The 15,509-nt window shown below is 69.6% G+C and carries 17 protein-coding genes, 1 tRNA gene and 1 pseudogene; 11 read left to right on the plus strand and 8 right to left on the minus strand.

Annotated elements, in window-relative coordinates:
* Positions 1-17: 17 nt before the first annotated feature.
* Genes FCI23_RS40455 through FCI23_RS40465 form a run of 3 tightly spaced genes read left to right on the plus strand, consistent with a single transcriptional unit; the run spans position 18 to position 2,988 of the window.
* Positions 18-743 (plus strand): thioesterase II family protein, encoded by a 726-nt coding sequence (locus FCI23_RS40455; RefSeq protein ID WP_246144540.1) that lies wholly within the window; start codon positions 18-20, stop codon positions 741-743.
* Positions 740-1,564 carry a cyclase family protein gene (locus tag FCI23_RS40460; RefSeq protein WP_136729131.1) on the plus strand — a complete coding sequence of 275 codons (825 nt, stop codon included), beginning with the start codon at positions 740-742 and terminating at the stop codon, positions 1,562-1,564. Before FCI23_RS40455 ends, FCI23_RS40460 begins: the two co-directional genes overlap by 4 nt.
* Positions 1,561-2,988 carry an MmgE/PrpD family protein gene (locus tag FCI23_RS40465; protein ID WP_136729132.1) on the plus strand — a complete coding sequence of 476 codons (1,428 nt, stop codon included), beginning with the start codon at positions 1,561-1,563 and terminating at the stop codon, positions 2,986-2,988. Before FCI23_RS40460 ends, FCI23_RS40465 begins: the two co-directional genes overlap by 4 nt.
* Here the strand turns inward: FCI23_RS40465 and FCI23_RS40470 are convergent.
* A complete protein-coding gene (locus FCI23_RS40470; RefSeq protein WP_211265675.1) occupies positions 2,942-3,766 on the minus strand; it encodes a nuclear transport factor 2 family protein in 825 nt (274 codons plus the stop codon). The genes FCI23_RS40465 and FCI23_RS40470 overlap by 47 nt on opposite strands.
* On the opposite strand from FCI23_RS40470, the pseudogene FCI23_RS60880 reads away from it, so the two are divergent.
* From FCI23_RS60880 to FCI23_RS40485, 3 genes and pseudogenes are all read left to right on the plus strand, one after another.
* A pseudogene (locus tag FCI23_RS60880) lies at positions 3,698-3,868 on the plus strand (NUDIX hydrolase); the annotation flags it as partial. The gene FCI23_RS40470 and the pseudogene FCI23_RS60880 sit on opposite strands and share 69 nt — an antisense overlap.
* Before the next feature lie 307 nt (positions 3,869-4,175).
* Positions 4,176-4,304, plus strand: coding sequence for a hypothetical protein (locus FCI23_RS62665; protein WP_265737809.1), 129 nt, complete (start codon positions 4,176-4,178; stop codon positions 4,302-4,304).
* Between the two features lie 224 nt (positions 4,305-4,528).
* Entirely contained in the window at positions 4,529-5,605 is a 1,077-nt protein-coding gene (locus FCI23_RS40485; protein ID WP_322973974.1) for an integrase core domain-containing protein, read from the plus strand.
* A gap of 259 nt (positions 5,606-5,864) precedes the next feature.
* Here FCI23_RS40485 and FCI23_RS40490 read toward each other — a convergent pair whose 3' ends face one another.
* Positions 5,865-6,989 carry a DUF4062 domain-containing protein gene (locus tag FCI23_RS40490; protein WP_136729135.1) on the minus strand — a complete coding sequence of 375 codons (1,125 nt, stop codon included), beginning with the start codon at positions 6,987-6,989 and terminating at the stop codon, positions 5,865-5,867.
* A gap of 78 nt (positions 6,990-7,067) precedes the next feature.
* Here FCI23_RS40490 and FCI23_RS40495 point away from each other — a divergent pair, with 78 nt between their 5' ends.
* The 4 genes from FCI23_RS40495 to FCI23_RS60890 all read left to right on the plus strand — a co-directional run bounded on the left by FCI23_RS40495 (position 7,068) and on the right by FCI23_RS60890 (position 10,932).
* Positions 7,068-7,520: a hypothetical protein gene (locus FCI23_RS40495; RefSeq protein WP_136729136.1), complete on the plus strand. Its 453-nt coding sequence runs from the start codon at positions 7,068-7,070 to the stop codon at positions 7,518-7,520.
* Between the two features lie 393 nt (positions 7,521-7,913).
* Positions 7,914-9,011, plus strand: coding sequence for an integrase core domain-containing protein (locus FCI23_RS40500; RefSeq protein ID WP_136729137.1), 1,098 nt, complete (start codon positions 7,914-7,916; stop codon positions 9,009-9,011).
* A gap of 146 nt (positions 9,012-9,157) precedes the next feature.
* On the plus strand, positions 9,158-10,018 hold the full coding sequence (locus tag FCI23_RS60885; RefSeq protein ID WP_246144543.1) for a transposase: 861 nt from the start codon (positions 9,158-9,160) through the stop codon (positions 10,016-10,018).
* The gene (locus FCI23_RS60890; RefSeq protein ID WP_246144541.1) at positions 9,952-10,932 is read left to right on the plus strand and encodes a transposase; all 981 of its coding nucleotides are present in this window, start codon (positions 9,952-9,954) and stop codon (positions 10,930-10,932) included. Before FCI23_RS60885 ends, FCI23_RS60890 begins: the two co-directional genes overlap by 67 nt.
* A 591-nt stretch (positions 10,933-11,523) precedes the next feature.
* Here FCI23_RS60890 and FCI23_RS40510 read toward each other — a convergent pair.
* From FCI23_RS40510 to FCI23_RS40535, 6 genes are all read right to left on the minus strand, one after another.
* A tRNA-Pro gene (locus tag FCI23_RS40510) sits at positions 11,524-11,597 on the minus strand.
* Positions 11,598-11,742: 145 nt separating this feature from the next.
* Positions 11,743-12,279 carry a DoxX family protein gene (locus FCI23_RS40515; RefSeq protein ID WP_136729138.1) on the minus strand — a complete coding sequence of 179 codons (537 nt, stop codon included), beginning with the start codon at positions 12,277-12,279 and terminating at the stop codon, positions 11,743-11,745.
* Between the two features lie 77 nt (positions 12,280-12,356).
* Positions 12,357-13,451 (minus strand): adenosine deaminase, encoded by a 1,095-nt coding sequence (locus tag FCI23_RS40520; RefSeq protein WP_136729139.1) that lies wholly within the window; start codon positions 13,449-13,451, stop codon positions 12,357-12,359.
* Complete coding sequence (locus tag FCI23_RS40525; protein ID WP_136729140.1) at positions 13,448-13,852, minus strand: VOC family protein; 405 nt, start codon at positions 13,850-13,852, stop codon at positions 13,448-13,450. The genes FCI23_RS40520 and FCI23_RS40525 overlap by 4 nt, the downstream gene beginning before the upstream one ends.
* A 92-nt stretch (positions 13,853-13,944) precedes the next feature.
* The gene (gene trxA, locus FCI23_RS40530; protein WP_136729141.1) at positions 13,945-14,313 is read right to left on the minus strand and encodes a thioredoxin; all 369 of its coding nucleotides are present in this window, start codon (positions 14,311-14,313) and stop codon (positions 13,945-13,947) included.
* Positions 14,314-14,439: 126 nt separating this feature from the next.
* Positions 14,440-14,901, minus strand: coding sequence for a universal stress protein (locus FCI23_RS40535; protein ID WP_136729142.1), 462 nt, complete (start codon positions 14,899-14,901; stop codon positions 14,440-14,442).
* Positions 14,902-15,103: 202 nt separating this feature from the next.
* Here FCI23_RS40535 and FCI23_RS40540 point away from each other — a divergent pair, with 202 nt between their 5' ends.
* Positions 15,104-15,460 (plus strand): hypothetical protein, encoded by a 357-nt coding sequence (locus FCI23_RS40540; RefSeq protein ID WP_136729143.1) that lies wholly within the window; start codon positions 15,104-15,106, stop codon positions 15,458-15,460.
* The last annotated feature ends 49 nt before the right edge of the window (positions 15,461-15,509 follow it).

A 15,509-nucleotide genomic window follows, 5' to 3' on the forward strand; every position in this document is an offset into this window, starting at 1 on the left:
GTGAACAATGGCTGAAAGTGTTCCACTCGGCCCGCGGGGACGCGGTGCGACTCGTGTGCCTGCCGCACGCGGGCGGTTCGGCGACGTTCTTCTATCCGATGGCCAAGGCGATCGGCGCCGCGGCCGAGGTGGTGGCCGTCCAGTACCCGGGCCGGCAGTCCCGGCGGCACGAGCCGTGCATCGACAACATCCCCGAGTTCGCCGACGAGATCTTCACCGCGCTGCGGGAACTGGACGAGCGGCCGGTGGCGCTGTTCGGCCACAGCATGGGCGCGATCCTCGCCTACGAAGTCGCGATCCGGATGCGCAACGCGGGCTTGCCGTCGCCGACGCGGCTGTACGCCTCGGGCCGGCGCGCCCCGTCGCGTTACCGGGACGAGCACGTGCACGACAGCTCGGACGAGGGGCTGGTGGCCGAACTGCGCACACTCGGCGGCCCGAACCAGAGCATGCTCGCCGACCCGGAGGTGCTCGAGATGATTTTGCCCTCCGTCCGCGCGGACTACCGCGCCGCCGAGCGCTACCGGCACGATCCGCGGGAGGAGCGGCTGGATTGCCCGGTGACCGTGCTCACCGGCGACAGCGACCCCCGTGTGTCGCTCGACGAGGCGCGGGCCTGGAGCGAGCACACCACGGCCCCGACCGACATGCAGGTCTACCCGGGCGGCCACTTCTTTCTCGTCGACCACAGCGCGGAGATCACCGAGCTGGTCACCCGCACCCTCGCCGGAGGCGACTCATGACGGACACGCAGACCAGCGCGCTGCTGGCCGTGCTTGCCAAGGGCCTGCGCACGGTCGAACTGGGCCAGCCGTTGTTCACCGGCATGCCCTGCTCGCCCAACCATCCCGGGTTCCGGATGACGCTCGCCCGCCGGCACGGCGACATGCGGCGCCCGGACGGCGGTTCGTCCAGCAATGAGCTGATCATCACCGGCGGGCACGTCGGCACCCACATCGACGCGCTCGCGCACGTCAGCCACGAGGGAAAGCTGTACGGCGGCGTCGACGCGGACGCCGCCCAACGCGGCGGCGTGTTCACCGAACTCGGCGTCGACCAGGTGCCGCCGCTGGTGGCCAGGGCCGTCCTGCTCGACGTGGCCGGCACCCGCGGCGTCGACGTGCTCGAGCCCGGATACGGCGTGACCGTGCAGGACCTGCAGGACGCCGCCGAGCGGGCGGGCGTGCTGCCCGCCCCGGGCGACGTCGCGCTGGTGCGCACGGGTTGGGCGAGGCTCTTCGCCGACCCGGAGACCTACCAGGGCCACCTCAGCGGCGTTCCCGGAGTCACCGAGGAGGTGGCCGAGTGGCTGGCCGGCCAGGGTGTCGTCGCCACCGGCGCCGACACCACCGCCTACGAGCGCATCCCTCCCGGCGAGGGCCACCGGACCATGCCGGTGCACCGCGTGCTCCTGGTCGAGCACGGCATCTACATCATGGAGCACCTCAACCTCGAGCAGGCCGCCGACCAGGGGCTGACCGAGTTCCTGATCGTGGTGGCCCCGCTGCGCATCGTCGGCGGCACCGGGTCACCGATCCGGCCGATCGCGGTGGTGGGCGGGTGAGTCCCACGCCCGCCGAGCGACTCGGCGAACTGGCCGCGCGCGTCGCCCAGGACGGGCTCTCGGCCCGGCTGCGCGCCGATGTCGCCGGCCGGGTGCTCGACGTGCTCGGCAACAGTCTCGCCGCGCTCTCCGAACGCCCGGCCGAGGTGGTCGCCGCGGTGGTGCGCGAGTGGGGCGGCACCGCGGAATCGACCGCGATCGGCTCGGCCGACCGACTGCCCGCGCCGTCCGCGGCGCTGGTCAACGGCACGCTCGCGCACAGCCTCGACTTCGACGACACCCACCTGCCCTCGGTGCTGCATCCTTCAGCGGCGGTGGTCCCGGCGGCCCTCGCCGTCGCCGAGGCGGCCGGCGTCTCCGGGCCGTCCTTCCTGGACGCCGTCGCCGTCGGCGTCGAGGTGACCTGCCGGCTCGGCATGGCTGGCTACGACGAGCAGCGGGCGAACTCCGTGTTCTTCGATCGCGGTCAGCACGCCACAGCGATCTGCGGCACGGTCGGCGCCGCGGTCGCCGCGGGCATGCTCAGGGGCCTGAGTGCGGCCGAGTTGACCTCGGCCATCGGCATCGCCTCGAGCATGGGTTCCGGCGTGATCGAGGCCAATCGCACCGGCGGCACGGTCAAACGCGTGCATTGCGGCTGGGCCGCGCACGCCGGGGTGACCGCTGCCGCGCTCGCCCGGCACGGGTTGACCGGGCCGCCCACCGTGCTGGAGGGACGTTTCGGGCTGCTGCACGCCTTCTGCGGCGACCGGTTCGACATCGACGCGGTCACCAGCGACCTCGGCGAGCGGTGGGAATGCGACCGCATCTTCGTCAAGCCCTATCCATGCAACCACTTCACGCACGCCGGTGTGGACGCCGCGTTGCGCATTCGCGCCGCCGGCGTCGATCCGTCCGACATCACGCGGATCACGCTAGGCGTGCCGGAACCGGTGCTGCGCACCATCGCCGAACCGATCGAGGAGAAGCGCCGGCCCCGGTCCGGCTACCACGGCGCGTTCAGCGGCCCGTACACCGTGGCCGCCGCGCTGCTGGGCGGCGGCGGCCTCGGCGTGTTCCACGAGGACTTCGCCGACGACGCGGTTGCCGACCCGGCCCGGCTGGCTCTGGCCGCGCGGGTCGAGGTGGTCGCCGATCCGGAGTGCACCGCGATCTTCCCGCGCCAGTTCCCCGCCGTGCTCACCGTTCGGCTGGCCGGAGGTGAGGTGCGCGAGGAACCCGTGAGTCACAACCGTGGCGGCCCGGAGAACCCGTTGTCGCCGCAGGAGTTGGCCACCAAGTTCCGGTTGAACGCGAGCCGTGCCGTGGACGACGCGGCGGCCCGCGACCTGACCGGCCTGGTCACGCGGCTGAGTACGGACAGTGCCCCGGCGATGGTCACCGATCTGCTGCGCTCCCTCGCCCGTCGCAAGCGGCGGGATTGAGGACGGTGAAGCGCCAGGTCCCGTCCGGGCCGCGCTCGGCCACGTTCGCGGCGGTGCCGGTCGTCGTTGCACGGATGGACCCGGGCGCCGTCACCTCCAGGCTCCAGTCGACGACCACGAGCGCGGTCTCGCCCGTGACCAGCACGTAGCGCGTGGAGTTGGCGATATGCGGGTCGGCGGCGATCGTCTCCTCGATCTCCTTGCGCAGCGCGGCCCGGCCACCGATCACCTCGCCGGTGACCGTGCGCATCACTGCGTCATCCCGGTAGAGCGCGAGGACGCGGTCGGGCTTATGGGAGTTGAGTGCGTCCTGGAAGGCGAGCGGCAGAGCCGCCGGATCGGTGAGCCGCGTGTCCGCGACGAAGGCCGTCAGGTGCTTCGCCACCTGGTCCGGCACCTCGAGCGGCGAGAGGTGGCCGGTCCCGGGCAGTTCGGCCAGGGTGGCCGTCGAGATGAGCGGCAGCAGGTGCTCGCGCAACTTACCCACGCTGACCTCGGCGATTGCCTTGCCGCTCAAGGCAAGGCTGACGAGGCTGTTGCAGCTTGGAGCAAGGCGCTTGATCTTGCTGAAGGCATGGCATCGGCTCGAAGTGCCGCCGCCCTCGTGTCCGTTCGCACTGCTCTGGCGATGTATCGTCGCCGTGGCGTCACCGGCGCGGCACTGCTCGAGCGCCGCCTCATCGAGGCGGCTCTTTGAAAGGATCGCTTCATGCCCGAGTCCTCGTTGCCGCCCGCCCTCGATTCGACGACCCTGCTTGTTGCTGCCGTGATTGTGCATGACCGCGACGCCGGCCGAGTCCTCCTGCTCCAGCGCTCGAAGGACGCGAAGTTCGCGCCCGGCATGTGGGACCTCCCCCCTCTCTCTCAGCCTGTGGTGAGACTCCCCTCTGTGAGGGTTTAGCCTGAGAGGGCACGACAGGAGAAGTCACCCCCGTGACCAGCACTGAACCCGTCGGGTCCGACCCGGCACCACGGCCGCAGCGCCGGACGTTCACCTCCGAGTACAAGCTGCGGTTCGTGGCTGAGTACGACGCCGCGTCCAGGAACGAGAAGGGCGCGGTCCTGCGCCGGGAGCGGCTCTACCACTCCCACGTCAAGGAAATGCGGGCCGCGCGGGATGCCGGGCCCTGGAGAACCTGGTCGACCGGCGCACGAGCCCGGCCCGTTCAAAGAAATCCGCCACGGAGGTGGAGAACGAGAAGCTGCGGCGGCAGGTGGAGCGTCTGCAGAGGGAACTGGACCGCAACAAGGCCGTGCTGGATGTGATGGGAAAAGCCTCCGCGCTCTTGGACATGATCTCCGAGAGCGCGGACTGAACCAGGCCGTCGACCCCGTCGTCGACACCGCCTTCACCGGGATCGAGCAGGTGATGGGCACCACGGCCGCGTGCCGGCTGACCGGCCGGTCCAAGGCCACCCACTACCTGTGGGGCTCAAAAACACGGATCGTCGCCTCGTTTTGCAGTCCTTTGCTGCGAGGAACCGGGAGCCCAGGTCCCTGAGTAGCGGTTCTTCCTCGTCTGGGATCATGTTTCGTGATCATGTCCATGGTGTACGCCGTCACCCGCCGCCTGCTGTCGCTGCCGGCGTTGCTGCTGCGGCGTGACGTTGCCAAGGACGCGGAGTTGCTGGTGCTGCGGCAGGAGAACGCGGTCCTGCGCCGACACGTCCCGCGCGTGCGCTACGAACCAGCCGACCGCCTGTGGTTCGCCGCGCTCTCGCACCTGATACCGCGCCGCCGCTGGGCCCAGGTCTTCCCGATGACCCCCGCCACGCTGCTGGCTTGGCACCGCGAACTCGTCGCGAAGAAGTGGGACTACAGTCAGCGACGCCGACCCGGACGCCCGCCCACGGCCACCGCGGTCAAAGCCCTGGTCCTGCGCATGGCTGCCGACAACCCGGGATGGGGCCACCGGCGCATCCACGGCGAACTCACCCGCCTCGGCCACCGGATAGCGGCCTCCACCGTGTGGAACATCCTCCACCAGGCCGGCATCGACCCCGCCCCGCGCCGCACCGGACCGACCTGGAAGCAGTTCCTCACAGACCAAGCGCAGCACATCGTCGCCGTCGACTTCCTGCACGTCGACACCATCAACCTCACACGCATCTACGCCCTGGTCCTGCTCGAACACCGCAGCCGCCGTGCCCACCTGCTCGGCGTCACCGCCAACCCCACCGGCCCATGGACAACCCAGGCCGCCCGCAACTTCCTCATGGACACCGACATGGACTCCCCGAACCGGAAGTTCCTGATCCGCGACCGCGGCAGCCAGTTCACCGACACCTTCGACGCCGTCTTCACCGACGCCGGCCTGCGCGTCCTGAAAAGCCCGCCCCAAGCCCCGAAAGCGAACGCACACTGCGAACGGTTCATCGGCACCCTACGCCGCGAACTCCTCGACCGAACGCTCATCCTCAACGAACGGCACCTGCGCCGAACCCTCACCAGCTACCTGGAGCACTACAACGAGCACCGGCCCCACCGCGCCCTGAACCAGCTCTGCCCATCACAAACCGAAACCGGACCACCACGCCCAATCGACCTCGCCGAGCACCGAGTCCACCGCACAGCAGTCCTCGGCGGACTCATCAACGAGTACCAGATCGCCAGTTGACACCACCAAGAACCCGCAGATCAGAGGCCGAATCCTATATTTGAGCCCCACAGGCTCCGGGACCGTAAATCGTTTGGCTCTGTCCCGTAGCCTGCCGGAACGCCGGGAACGGGCCCGCGGGCGCATTCCGTCGCCAGCAAGGCGCCTGCGGGCCCCAACATCCAGACCGCCGACCTGAATGCACTTAACGCCGGCCTGGCCGTCAACCGCTTCAAGCGAGAGCAGGCGGCGACCGTGCCCGTTTGCTGTCGAGGCGGCTTCAGGCAGCGGAGGGGTGGTGCGCGATCATAGCCCGCGCGAGATGGCCGGCGACTTCCTCGGCTCCGGCCTGTAGGGCCGCCAGGGTGACGGACTCGTCGGGTTCGGTACGCAGGGTGAAGGACCTGCCGTGGCCGGCGAGACTGGCTGTGCGCCGTGACCGACGTGGGTCGAAGGTGTCGATGCTGGTCATGGCGGGGTCCGACACGCCGGCAGCCACCACGATGCGGTCCTGTGTGATGATGTTCAACGCGCCGGTGAACTTGAGCAGTTCGGCGATTTGCTCGGGTAGGGCGTTGGGATCGAGGATCGGTCCCATACTGTCTCGGGGAAGCATGGCCCGGGTGGAGAGCTGGCCCGTCTTGTACAGGCGGACCTCTACGAGCTGGCCCGGTTGGGGCGTGTCCCACGAACGGGGGCGGCTGGCCGGGACTGCGACGGCCATGTGGCCCTGCGAGCGGTAAGGGCTTAGGGGGACATCGTTCTCGACCATACCGGTCACGCGCACACGGCCCGGCAGCGAGTGGCCGAGCGCCTCCAGTTCCCTGGCCGAGTAGCCAGCAGAGTCCAGCGGTAGGACGTGCAGCTCCAGAAGGGTGGTGGCGCCGGCGGTCTGCAGGCCGCCTGTACCTTCGTCGAGGGTCCAATGCAGGACCGGCGGCTGGGCCAGCTTGGCGAAGGCCAGGGGGGACGGGCCCGACTCCAGCTCCCGGATCTTCCCGGCGACCTTAGGGAGCAGGTCCGCGGCCGTGCGGAAGCTGTCGCGGAACACGCCGGTGGCGTAAGCCTCCACTACGCGCGCGAACTCGTGCTGGCTGGGCTCGAAGGTCACGCCCAGCTTGCGATAGACGAGGCGGGGCGTACCTGTTACGTGGGCTGCTACCCACTCGTCATGGGTTGCCGACTGCCCCGTCTCGGGGAACACGTGGCCGTAGTTCGGGCCTAGGAGGAAGAGGCACGCGTCGGCGGTCTCCAGAGCCTTCAGGCAGGCTTCCCGGCTCGGCGTGGTCTGAGCGGAGAAGTCCTCGAACCGGACCGGGGTGTGCCCGAGAGCGCGGACCAGCCCGTCAAGGGCGTCGCGCTCCTCCTCCAGACCTTTGCGGGCGCTGCTGATGAAGATCCTCACGCTACGGTGTCTCCACTGCTGAGGGTTCTGCTGTGAGGCGAACCGGGTGGCTGGTGCAGGCATTCAACTGGGGGTTTGATGGCCGAGATGTCGGAAGAGGCGATACGCGTCTATTGGAAGGAGCACCGCGAGCAGCTGCGGCAGTGCGAGACCCAGCGCTCCACATTGACGAACCTCCTGCTCATCGTCACGGCTGCCCTGAGCGGTCTGATCGTCCAGCAGAAGTTCACGCTGAACGTCATGCCCTTGTGTCTCTTCGTCGCGACGACTGGAGTCTACGGGGCTGTGGCGGTGGCCAAGTACTACGAGCGGGCCTCCTACCACCTCACCCAGGCACGGGCGTTGACCCGAGACCTGGTGGACCGGGGAGTGCTGGGGTCCGATGAAGGGCTCGCCCGGGCACGCGCGGCGCACTACCGCGAGTTTCCCCGGCTGCATCGCATTCGGCTCCACCGCCTGTGGGTAGGGCTGCACCTCGCTATAGCCCTGTACGGGCTCTCCCTCCTTCTCGTCTGTGTGATTGTCGCCTGAGGACTCAGGGAGAAAGAGCACAACATCACGTGTGGCGCTCCGGTGCGGTCAATTGCCGCCTGAGCAGAAGCTGTCGCGCTACCTGCCTGAATTCCTGTTGTTTGCTCCGCTCCTTCACGGCACCGCCGGTTGTCTCCACAGCACTCTCCTGCTCTGAACCAGGGACCGCCCGCTCGGTTCTGGAGTTGGCGACACGAGCGTGCACCTTTCTCACGAGCCACTTTGCACCGGCACGTGCTCCGAGAAGTGCGATACCGATTACGGCAGTGTGCCTGCCGAAAACCACATCCATGCGGATCAAGCGCCGTGCGCCGGTCCTGCAGGGGCCAGCATCGATCACACGGGGTTCCCTGCCCGCAGGAGTGGACAGGGTCTGCGGCATGATGATCGGCTGTGCTGCTTCGCCTGGCCTATCTGGCTGTGTCCAACACCTTCGCCGCGCTGCGCCTGCTGCCGATGAGTGACCGCGACAAGGACGCGGAGATCCTTGCCCTGCGCCACCAGGTCACAGTTTTGCAGCGGCAACTCGGCCCGGACAAAGTGAGGCTCACGGCCGAAGACCGGGTCTTCGCCGCCGCCCTGCTGCAGCCACTGCCCCGCGAGGTGCTGCGCCGGCTGCGGCTGATTGTCCGGCCGGACACCATCCTGCGCTGGCACCGCGACCTGATGAAACGACGGCACGCGAGCGCCTGCAAGCCCAAGCGGCCCGGACGGCCGCCCACCGTGCGCTCCATCCGCCGCCTGATCCTGCGCCTGGTCCACGAGAACCCGTCATGGGGCTACCGGCGCATCCACGGCGAACTGGCCACCCTCGGGATCAAAATCGCCGCCTCCACCGTCTGGGAAATCCTCAAGCAGGAGGACATCGACCCCGCACCCGACCGAGCCTCCACCACCTGGGCCGACTTCCTGCGCTCCCAGGCCGACGCCCTGCTGGCCATCGACTTCATCGAAACCGTGACCCTGACCGGACAACGCCAGTACATCCTCGCCGCCATCGAACACACCACCCGCCGCATCCGCGTCCTTGGCACCACCGCGCATCCGACCGCGGCCTGGGTCACCCAGACCGCGAAGAACCTCACGATGGATCTGGAGGACGCGGGCGCTACGGTCGCATACCTGATCCGCGACCGGGACGCGAAGTTCCCCGCCCTGTTCGACCAGGTCCTCGCTGACTCCGGCATCACGGTCGTGCTCAGCGGCGTGCGAATACCGCGGATGAACTCGATCATGGAACGGTGGGTGCAGACCTGCCGCCACGAACTCCTGGACCGCACCCTGATCTGGAACGAAAACCACCTACGCCACGCCCTGCGCGAATTCGAGACACACCACAACGGGCACCGGCCCCATCAGGCCATGGAACAGACCACGCCACTCCACGCGACCCCCGAACCGATCACCGATCCCGACCGAATCACCCACCTCGACATACGCCGGCACGACCGACTCGGCGGCACCCTCCATGAGTACCAACACACCGCTTGATCTGCATGGATGGGGTTTTCGGCAGGCGCAGAGACCCTGTTGCCCATTTGCTGTTTTGCTGGTCAGGGGCTTGATCGTTGCGGCAGGCTTGCCTCGTGGCCGGTTCCCTTCCTCGTTCCCGGTCGCGGGTGGGAGGGGTCGTGTCGATGGAGCCGCGGTCGTGGCCGGAGCCGGCGCGGGAGGTGGCGCGGGCGGTGCGGGCCAAGTACCGCGGGCGTGAGGTGCCGTTGCCGGTGGCAGTGCGTGATCGGCTCGGTGAGTTGTTCGCCGACGCGGAGTTTGCCGGGGCGTTCGGGGCGAGGGGGCCTCGTGGCTGGTCGCCGGGGCGGCTGGCGTTGGTGACGGTGTTCCAGATGGCAGAGAACCTGACGGATCGCCAGGCCGCTGAGGCGGTACGCGACAAGCTGTCGTGGGCCTACGCGCTCGGGCTGGGCCTGGAGGACCCCGGCTTCGACTTCAGCGTCCTGTCGCAATTCCGCACCCGGGTCGCCGGGCACCACCTGGAGGAGAAGGTCCTGGACCTGCTGCTGGCCGCGTTGACCGAGCAGGGCCTGCTGGGGGCCGGGGGCAAGCAGCGCACCGACTCCACCTCGGTGGTCGCCGCGGTGCGGGACCTGAACCGGCTGGAACTGGCGGGCGAATCGGTCCGTGCGCTGGTGGAGGCACTGTCCGCGGCGGCTCCCGACTGGCTGGCTCAGGTCGTCGACGTGGCCGGCTGGTCGCGGCGCTACGGACGTCGGATCGACTCCTGGAAGATGCCGGCCTCCAAGACCAAGCAGGACGCCCTGGCCCTGGACTACGCCCGCGACGGCTTCGCCCTGCTGGGCGCCCTCTACGCGCCGGGCCAGCCCGGGTGGCTGCGGGAACTGCCCGCCGCCCAGGTCCTGCGGACCGTGCTGCTGCAGAACTACACCCGCACTACCGCAAGGAGCGGGCGGGAGTGGTCAAGCGGCGGGAGAAGACCGACGAGGGCGGTGACGGACTCCCGCCCGCCAGTATCCGCCTGACCTCGCCGTACGACACCGACGCCCGCTGGACCGCAAAGCGCGACACCTTCTGGAACGGGTTCAAGGTCCACATCAGCGAGACCTGCGCCACCGCGGCCGACGATGCCGCCCGCCCCGCGCCCGCGCCGACGGCGAAGGCCGCAGCCAGGACGCCGCACGGGCGAAAGCCCGACCGGGCGCCGAGGCGCCCCAACCTGATCACGAACGTCGCCACCACCGCCTCGACACTGCCCGACAGCAAAGCCCTGGAAGGCATCCACCAGTCCCAGCAGCGTCGCGGCCTGCTCCCCGACGAGCACTATCTCGACTCCGGCTACCCTTCCGCCGAGCTGATCACCGGGTCCCTGGCCCGCTATGGCGTCGCTTTGATCACCCCGGTCCTGCTGGACACCTCCCGCCAGGCCAAGGCCAAGGAGGGCTTCGCCGCCCACGACTTCACCATCGACTGGCAGACCCAGCAGGCCACCTGCCCCGCAGGCAAGACCAGCGCCACCTGGAACCCGGTCGTCCAGGCAGGAGTCCCCAAGACCGTGGTCACCTTCGCCGCCCTCGACTGCATCCCCTGTCCCTACCGGCAGCAGTGCACCAGCGCGAAGAGCAACCGCCGTCAACTCTCCCTCCACCCGAGGGAGATGACCCAGGCCCTGCGGCACGCCCGCGCGCAACAGCAGACCAAGGACTGGAACACCGACTACGCGCTGCGCGCCGGCGTCGAGGGCACCATCCGACAGGCCGCCGCCGTCACCGACATGCACCACGCCCGCTACCGCGGACTCGCCAAAACCCACCTCGAACACGTCTTCAGCGCCGTCGCCCTCAACCTGTTACGACTCGACGCCTGGTGGAACGGACACCCACTCGACCGCACCCGCACCAGCCACCTCGCCCGCCTCGAGCTCTCCCTCGCCGCATAACCAAATGGGCAACAGGGTCGCGCAGAGTCTGGTGGGGCGTCCATGGGGGCTGCGACTGGCGCGGTAGGGGCCGGTACGGCGCCGTGTGGCGCTCCCCACCCGGGAGCGCCATCGTGTGCCGCCGGGCCAAGGGGCTTTACCTCGGCTTGGGAGACGCAGCCGATGCGCGGCACTTCCCCAGCAGAGGAACCGTAGCGGGGATGAGCTGGGCTTTCTCCCGGGCCGCCCGATCGGCGGGTGGCTGGTCGGCCCGGCGCGTGGGCGTCCTATGGGGAGCGGCCGCCGCGGCTGTGTGCCCTTGACGAGATCGGGAACGGTCAAGGGGCCTTATGCCGCAGGGCCCTACCGCCTCCGCACAGTCCACAGCCGCCGGGGGTGACAACGGCCGCGCACCGTTGACGACCGCGTCGTACAGCCCGGAACCGCCCGCAACGTCGACCGGATCGGGCGACGGATAAAACGGGCAGGATTGACACCGTCGAGTCTGGGAGCAATTGGGGAGCACGAGGGCTCCCCAATTGCTCCCCATTTCTACAAGACAAAGGCCGCCCCCCGCTGTGCGGAAACGGCCTGTGACCTGCGTTAACACCGTCGGGACGACAGGATTTGAACCTGCGACCCCTTGACCCCCAGTCAAGTGCGCTACCAAGCTGCGCCACGTCCCGGTGCTCGTTCCCCCGGGGATTTTTCCCCGGCTGACCGCGCACGAGAACGATACCGCACTTCAGGGTGTCCTTGCTCGCACCCTGGTCAGAGGTGGCCCAAGGTCGATCTGTCCGGTGCTTCAGGGGTCGGCCGGGAAGGCTGCTTTCATGTGCTTTGCTGCGAGGCCGGGGCCTTGGCCCGGAGATAGGCGTTGCGGCGCCGGATGACGCAGGTCGCGGCGGCGGCGCTCGCGGCGAAGGCGACGGCCATGATGCCGGGGCGGTCGAGGCAGTGGCCGGTGAGGTGGTCGAGAGAATAGCGGCCTGGGCCGGCGAGGCCGATGGCGGCGGCGGAGCAGCCGAGGAAGGCCGGGAGCTCGAAGCCGCCGTTGGCAGCGAAGAAGCCGGCGGGGACGTGTACGGAGACGGCGGCGGCCATGCCGCCGGCGACCGCGGCGCCGGCGGCGGGGGTGGCGAGGCCGAGGGCGAGAAGGGTGCCGCCACCGGCTTCGCTGAGCCCGGAGGCGAGGGCGCTTTCGCGGCCGGGGGTGAAGCCCATCTGCTCCATGGCGGCGCCGGTGCCGTCAAGACCGGACCCGCCGAACCAGCCGAAGAGTTTCTGGGCGCCGTGTGCGAACAGGGCGCCACCGAGGCCGAGCCGGATGGCGAGCAGTCCCAGGTCCTTGCGGTGGTCGAGGAGCATGAGTCGGATCCTTTCCGGCGACGGAGCGCAGCGTACGGATCCAGTATCGGAGAGTTGGACGCTCCCCGCCCCTCGGCCTATGCCGTGGGCGCCCCGCTGAACCCCGCGGCGGCATAGCCGGGCAGTACCACGTCGCTGATGAGGGCGTTGCGCTCGGGGAAGGGGATGAAGGCGCTCTTGAGCGCGTTGACCGTCACCGTACGGAGGTGGTCCAGCGTCCACCCCGCCTCGTTGACGAGCAGCGACATCTCGCGGGTCATGCTGGTGCCGGAGACCAGGCGGTTGTCGGTGTTGAGGGTGACGCGGAAGCCCAGGTCGAGCAGGAGGGTGATCGGGTGCTCGGCTATGGAGGCGGCGGCGCCGGTCTGGACGTTGGAGGTCGGGCAGATCTCCAGGGCGATCCGGTGGTCGCGCACCCAGGACGCGAGCGGGCCGGGCTTGGTGCCGGCGATGTCATCGGTGATCCGGACGCCGTGCCCGATGCGCTGGGCGCCGCACAGCTGGACGGCCTCCCAGATGCTCGGGACGCCGAACGCCTCGCCGGCGTGGATGGTGACGGGCATGTTCTCGCGGTGCAGGTGATCGAAGGCGGCGAGGTGGTCCGAGGGCGGGAAGCCGTCCTCGGCGCCGGCGATGTCGAAGCCGACGACCCCGGCGTCGCGGAAGGCGACGGTCAGGGCGGCTACCTCCCGGCTGAGGAAGGTCATGCGCATGGCGCACAGCAGAGTTCCCACCCGCACCGGGGTGCCGGCCTCCGCGGCCCGCGCCATGCCCGCCGCGAGCCCTTCCTGAACGGTCTCGACGACCTCGGCGAGGGTCAGGCCGGCGCGGAGGTGGAGTTCGGGGGCGTAGCGCACCTCGGCGTAGACGACGCCGTCGGCGGCGAGGTCGAGGACGTACTCCTCGGCGATACGGAGAAGTCCCTCGCGGGTCTGCATGACGGCGAGGGTGTGTTCGAACGTTGCGATGTAGCGGACCAGATCGCCGGAGGAGGCCGCCTCGACGTACCAGGCGCCGAGCCCGGCCGGATCCGTGTGGGGCAGAGGGTGTCCGGCGGCTTCGGCCAGCTCGACCAGGGTGGCCGGGCGGAGGCCGCCGTCCAGGTGGTCGTGGAGGACGGCCTTGGGAAGGCGGCGGACCGTCCCGGCGTCGAGGGTCGGGGCGGCGGTCATGCGGGATGGTCCTGTTCTGTGGGCTGGAGGAGGTCCCAGCGGTTGCCGTAGAGGTCCTCGAAGACGACGACCGAGCCGTATGCCTCGTGGCGCGGGGACTCCAGGAAGGTGACGCCGGCTTCGTACATCCGCGTGTAGTCGCGCTGGAAGTCCTCGGTGTGCAGGAAGAGGCCGACTCGGCCGCCGGTCTGTGCTCCGACCCGGTCGCGCTCGGCGTCGTTCTTGGCCCGGGCGAGCAGGAGGCCGGTGCCGGCCGCTCCGTGCGGGCGGACCACGATCCATCGGGTGCCGTCGGGGCGCGGGGTGTCCTCGCCGAGTTCGAAGCCGAGGGCGTCGACGTAGAAGGCGAGGGCCTCGTCGTAGTCGCGGACCACCAGGGTCACGAGTGCGATGTGGGGCATGCGCATCAAGTTATACGTATAATCAGTCCAGGCGCAAGAAACGCCGGGACGGCTGTAGGTCCGCCGCCCCGGCGGGATGCCGCGGTGGGCCGTCAGGTGCCGGGGGCCGCCTCGGCGACAGACTTGCGCACCTCGTCCATGTCGAGCGCCCGGGCCTGCTTGAGCACATCCTCAAGGGACTCCTCGGGCAGCGCGCCGGGCTGCGCGAAGACTGCGATGCGGTCCCGCACGATCATCAGCGTCGGGATCGACTGGATCTCGAACGCTGCCGCGAGCTCGGGCTGGGCTTCGGTGTCGACCTTGGCGAAGACCAGGTCGGGATGGCGCTCCGAGGCCCCCTGGAAGACGGGGCCGAACGCCCGGCACGGGGCGCACCAGGACGCCCAGAAGTCGATCAGGACAAAGTCATTGCCCGAGACGACCTCGTCGAAGTTGTCCTTGGTCAGCTCGACAGTGCTCATGCTTGCCTACCTGCTTCCTGGCCGGGTGCCGGAGTCCGCTCACGATCCAGTCGCGGTAACGGAACGTGCGGGTCCCGTATTCCTACGGCCGTGCCCACGGCCGTAGGACCGTACGGCCGTAGCGTCCTACGGGACGACGGTGACCGGCCAGCGGCCCACCTTGACCAGACGGATGGCCACCGAACCGATGATGCGGTGGCCGGCCTGCTCCGACGCGCCGACCACCACGGCGTCGGCCTTGAGCTCGTCGGCGGCCTTGGCGAGTCCGTTGAAGGGGTCGCCGCGGAAGGTGTGGAACTCCCAGCGGAGGTGGAACACGTCCTCGAGCTGCTTGACGGCGCGCCGGATCTCGGCGATCAGCTGCTCGGCGATCTCCGCGGTCGTCTCCGCCACCGGCGCCCCGAAGGCGGCGCCGGTGGCGAGCACCGGCTGCACGTACACGATCGCCAGCAGCGCCTTCTGCCGCCGGGCCAGGCCTGCGGCATACGCCGCGGCCCGCCACGACGACTCGGATCCGTCCACCCCGGTGACGATCACCTTGGGGCCGTCTGTACCGCGCTCGAACGGCGCGGGCACCTTGTCCACCACGTGCTAGAGGCTATCGCCCCACGGCGGCTCTGCCATGATCAGGTCACGCGCTCGCAGGTCCCGTCCGCAATGCCTGGCTTCGGCTCCCGGCGTGGCGCCGCCCCTGGCCGCAGGACACTCGCCGCGACGGCGACGGCGATCAGCCGGTCCGTACGGAACACGGCCACGGCCAGCAGCGCCGGCGGCGAGGCCGCTGGGGAGGTTGGCGAAGAAGATCCAGTGCCGGCTGATGGCCTGGGAGAGGACGCCCCCGGCGATGACGCCGACCGACGCCCCGGCGGAGCCGACGAAGGTGCGGACGCCGATCGCCCTCGACCGCAGCAAGGCCGTGGCGAAGAGGGCGAGGCGTGATGAAGGCCCGCTTGCGGCCGGCCACCTGGGCCTGTGTCAGGTCCACTGGCAGCGCGTGCAGCAGAACGCGGTACTCGCGCGGCGAGATGCCGATCTCCTCCAGGGCCGCCGTCATCTGTGTCGTGAGGACATGCCCGGCGTGCTGCAAAAGGCCGGCGAGATCCGGGGCGGGGCGGCGGCTGTCTCTGGGGTCAAGGAACGAGTCTGACCAGACGGGTCGGCTACGGGATTGTTCGGGAGCGGAACGATCCGGGGTC

Origin of the sequence: Actinacidiphila oryziradicis, from assembly GCF_005047355.1 — a bacterium.
Taxonomy (GTDB): domain Bacteria; phylum Actinomycetota; class Actinomycetes; order Streptomycetales; family Streptomycetaceae; genus Actinacidiphila; species Actinacidiphila oryziradicis.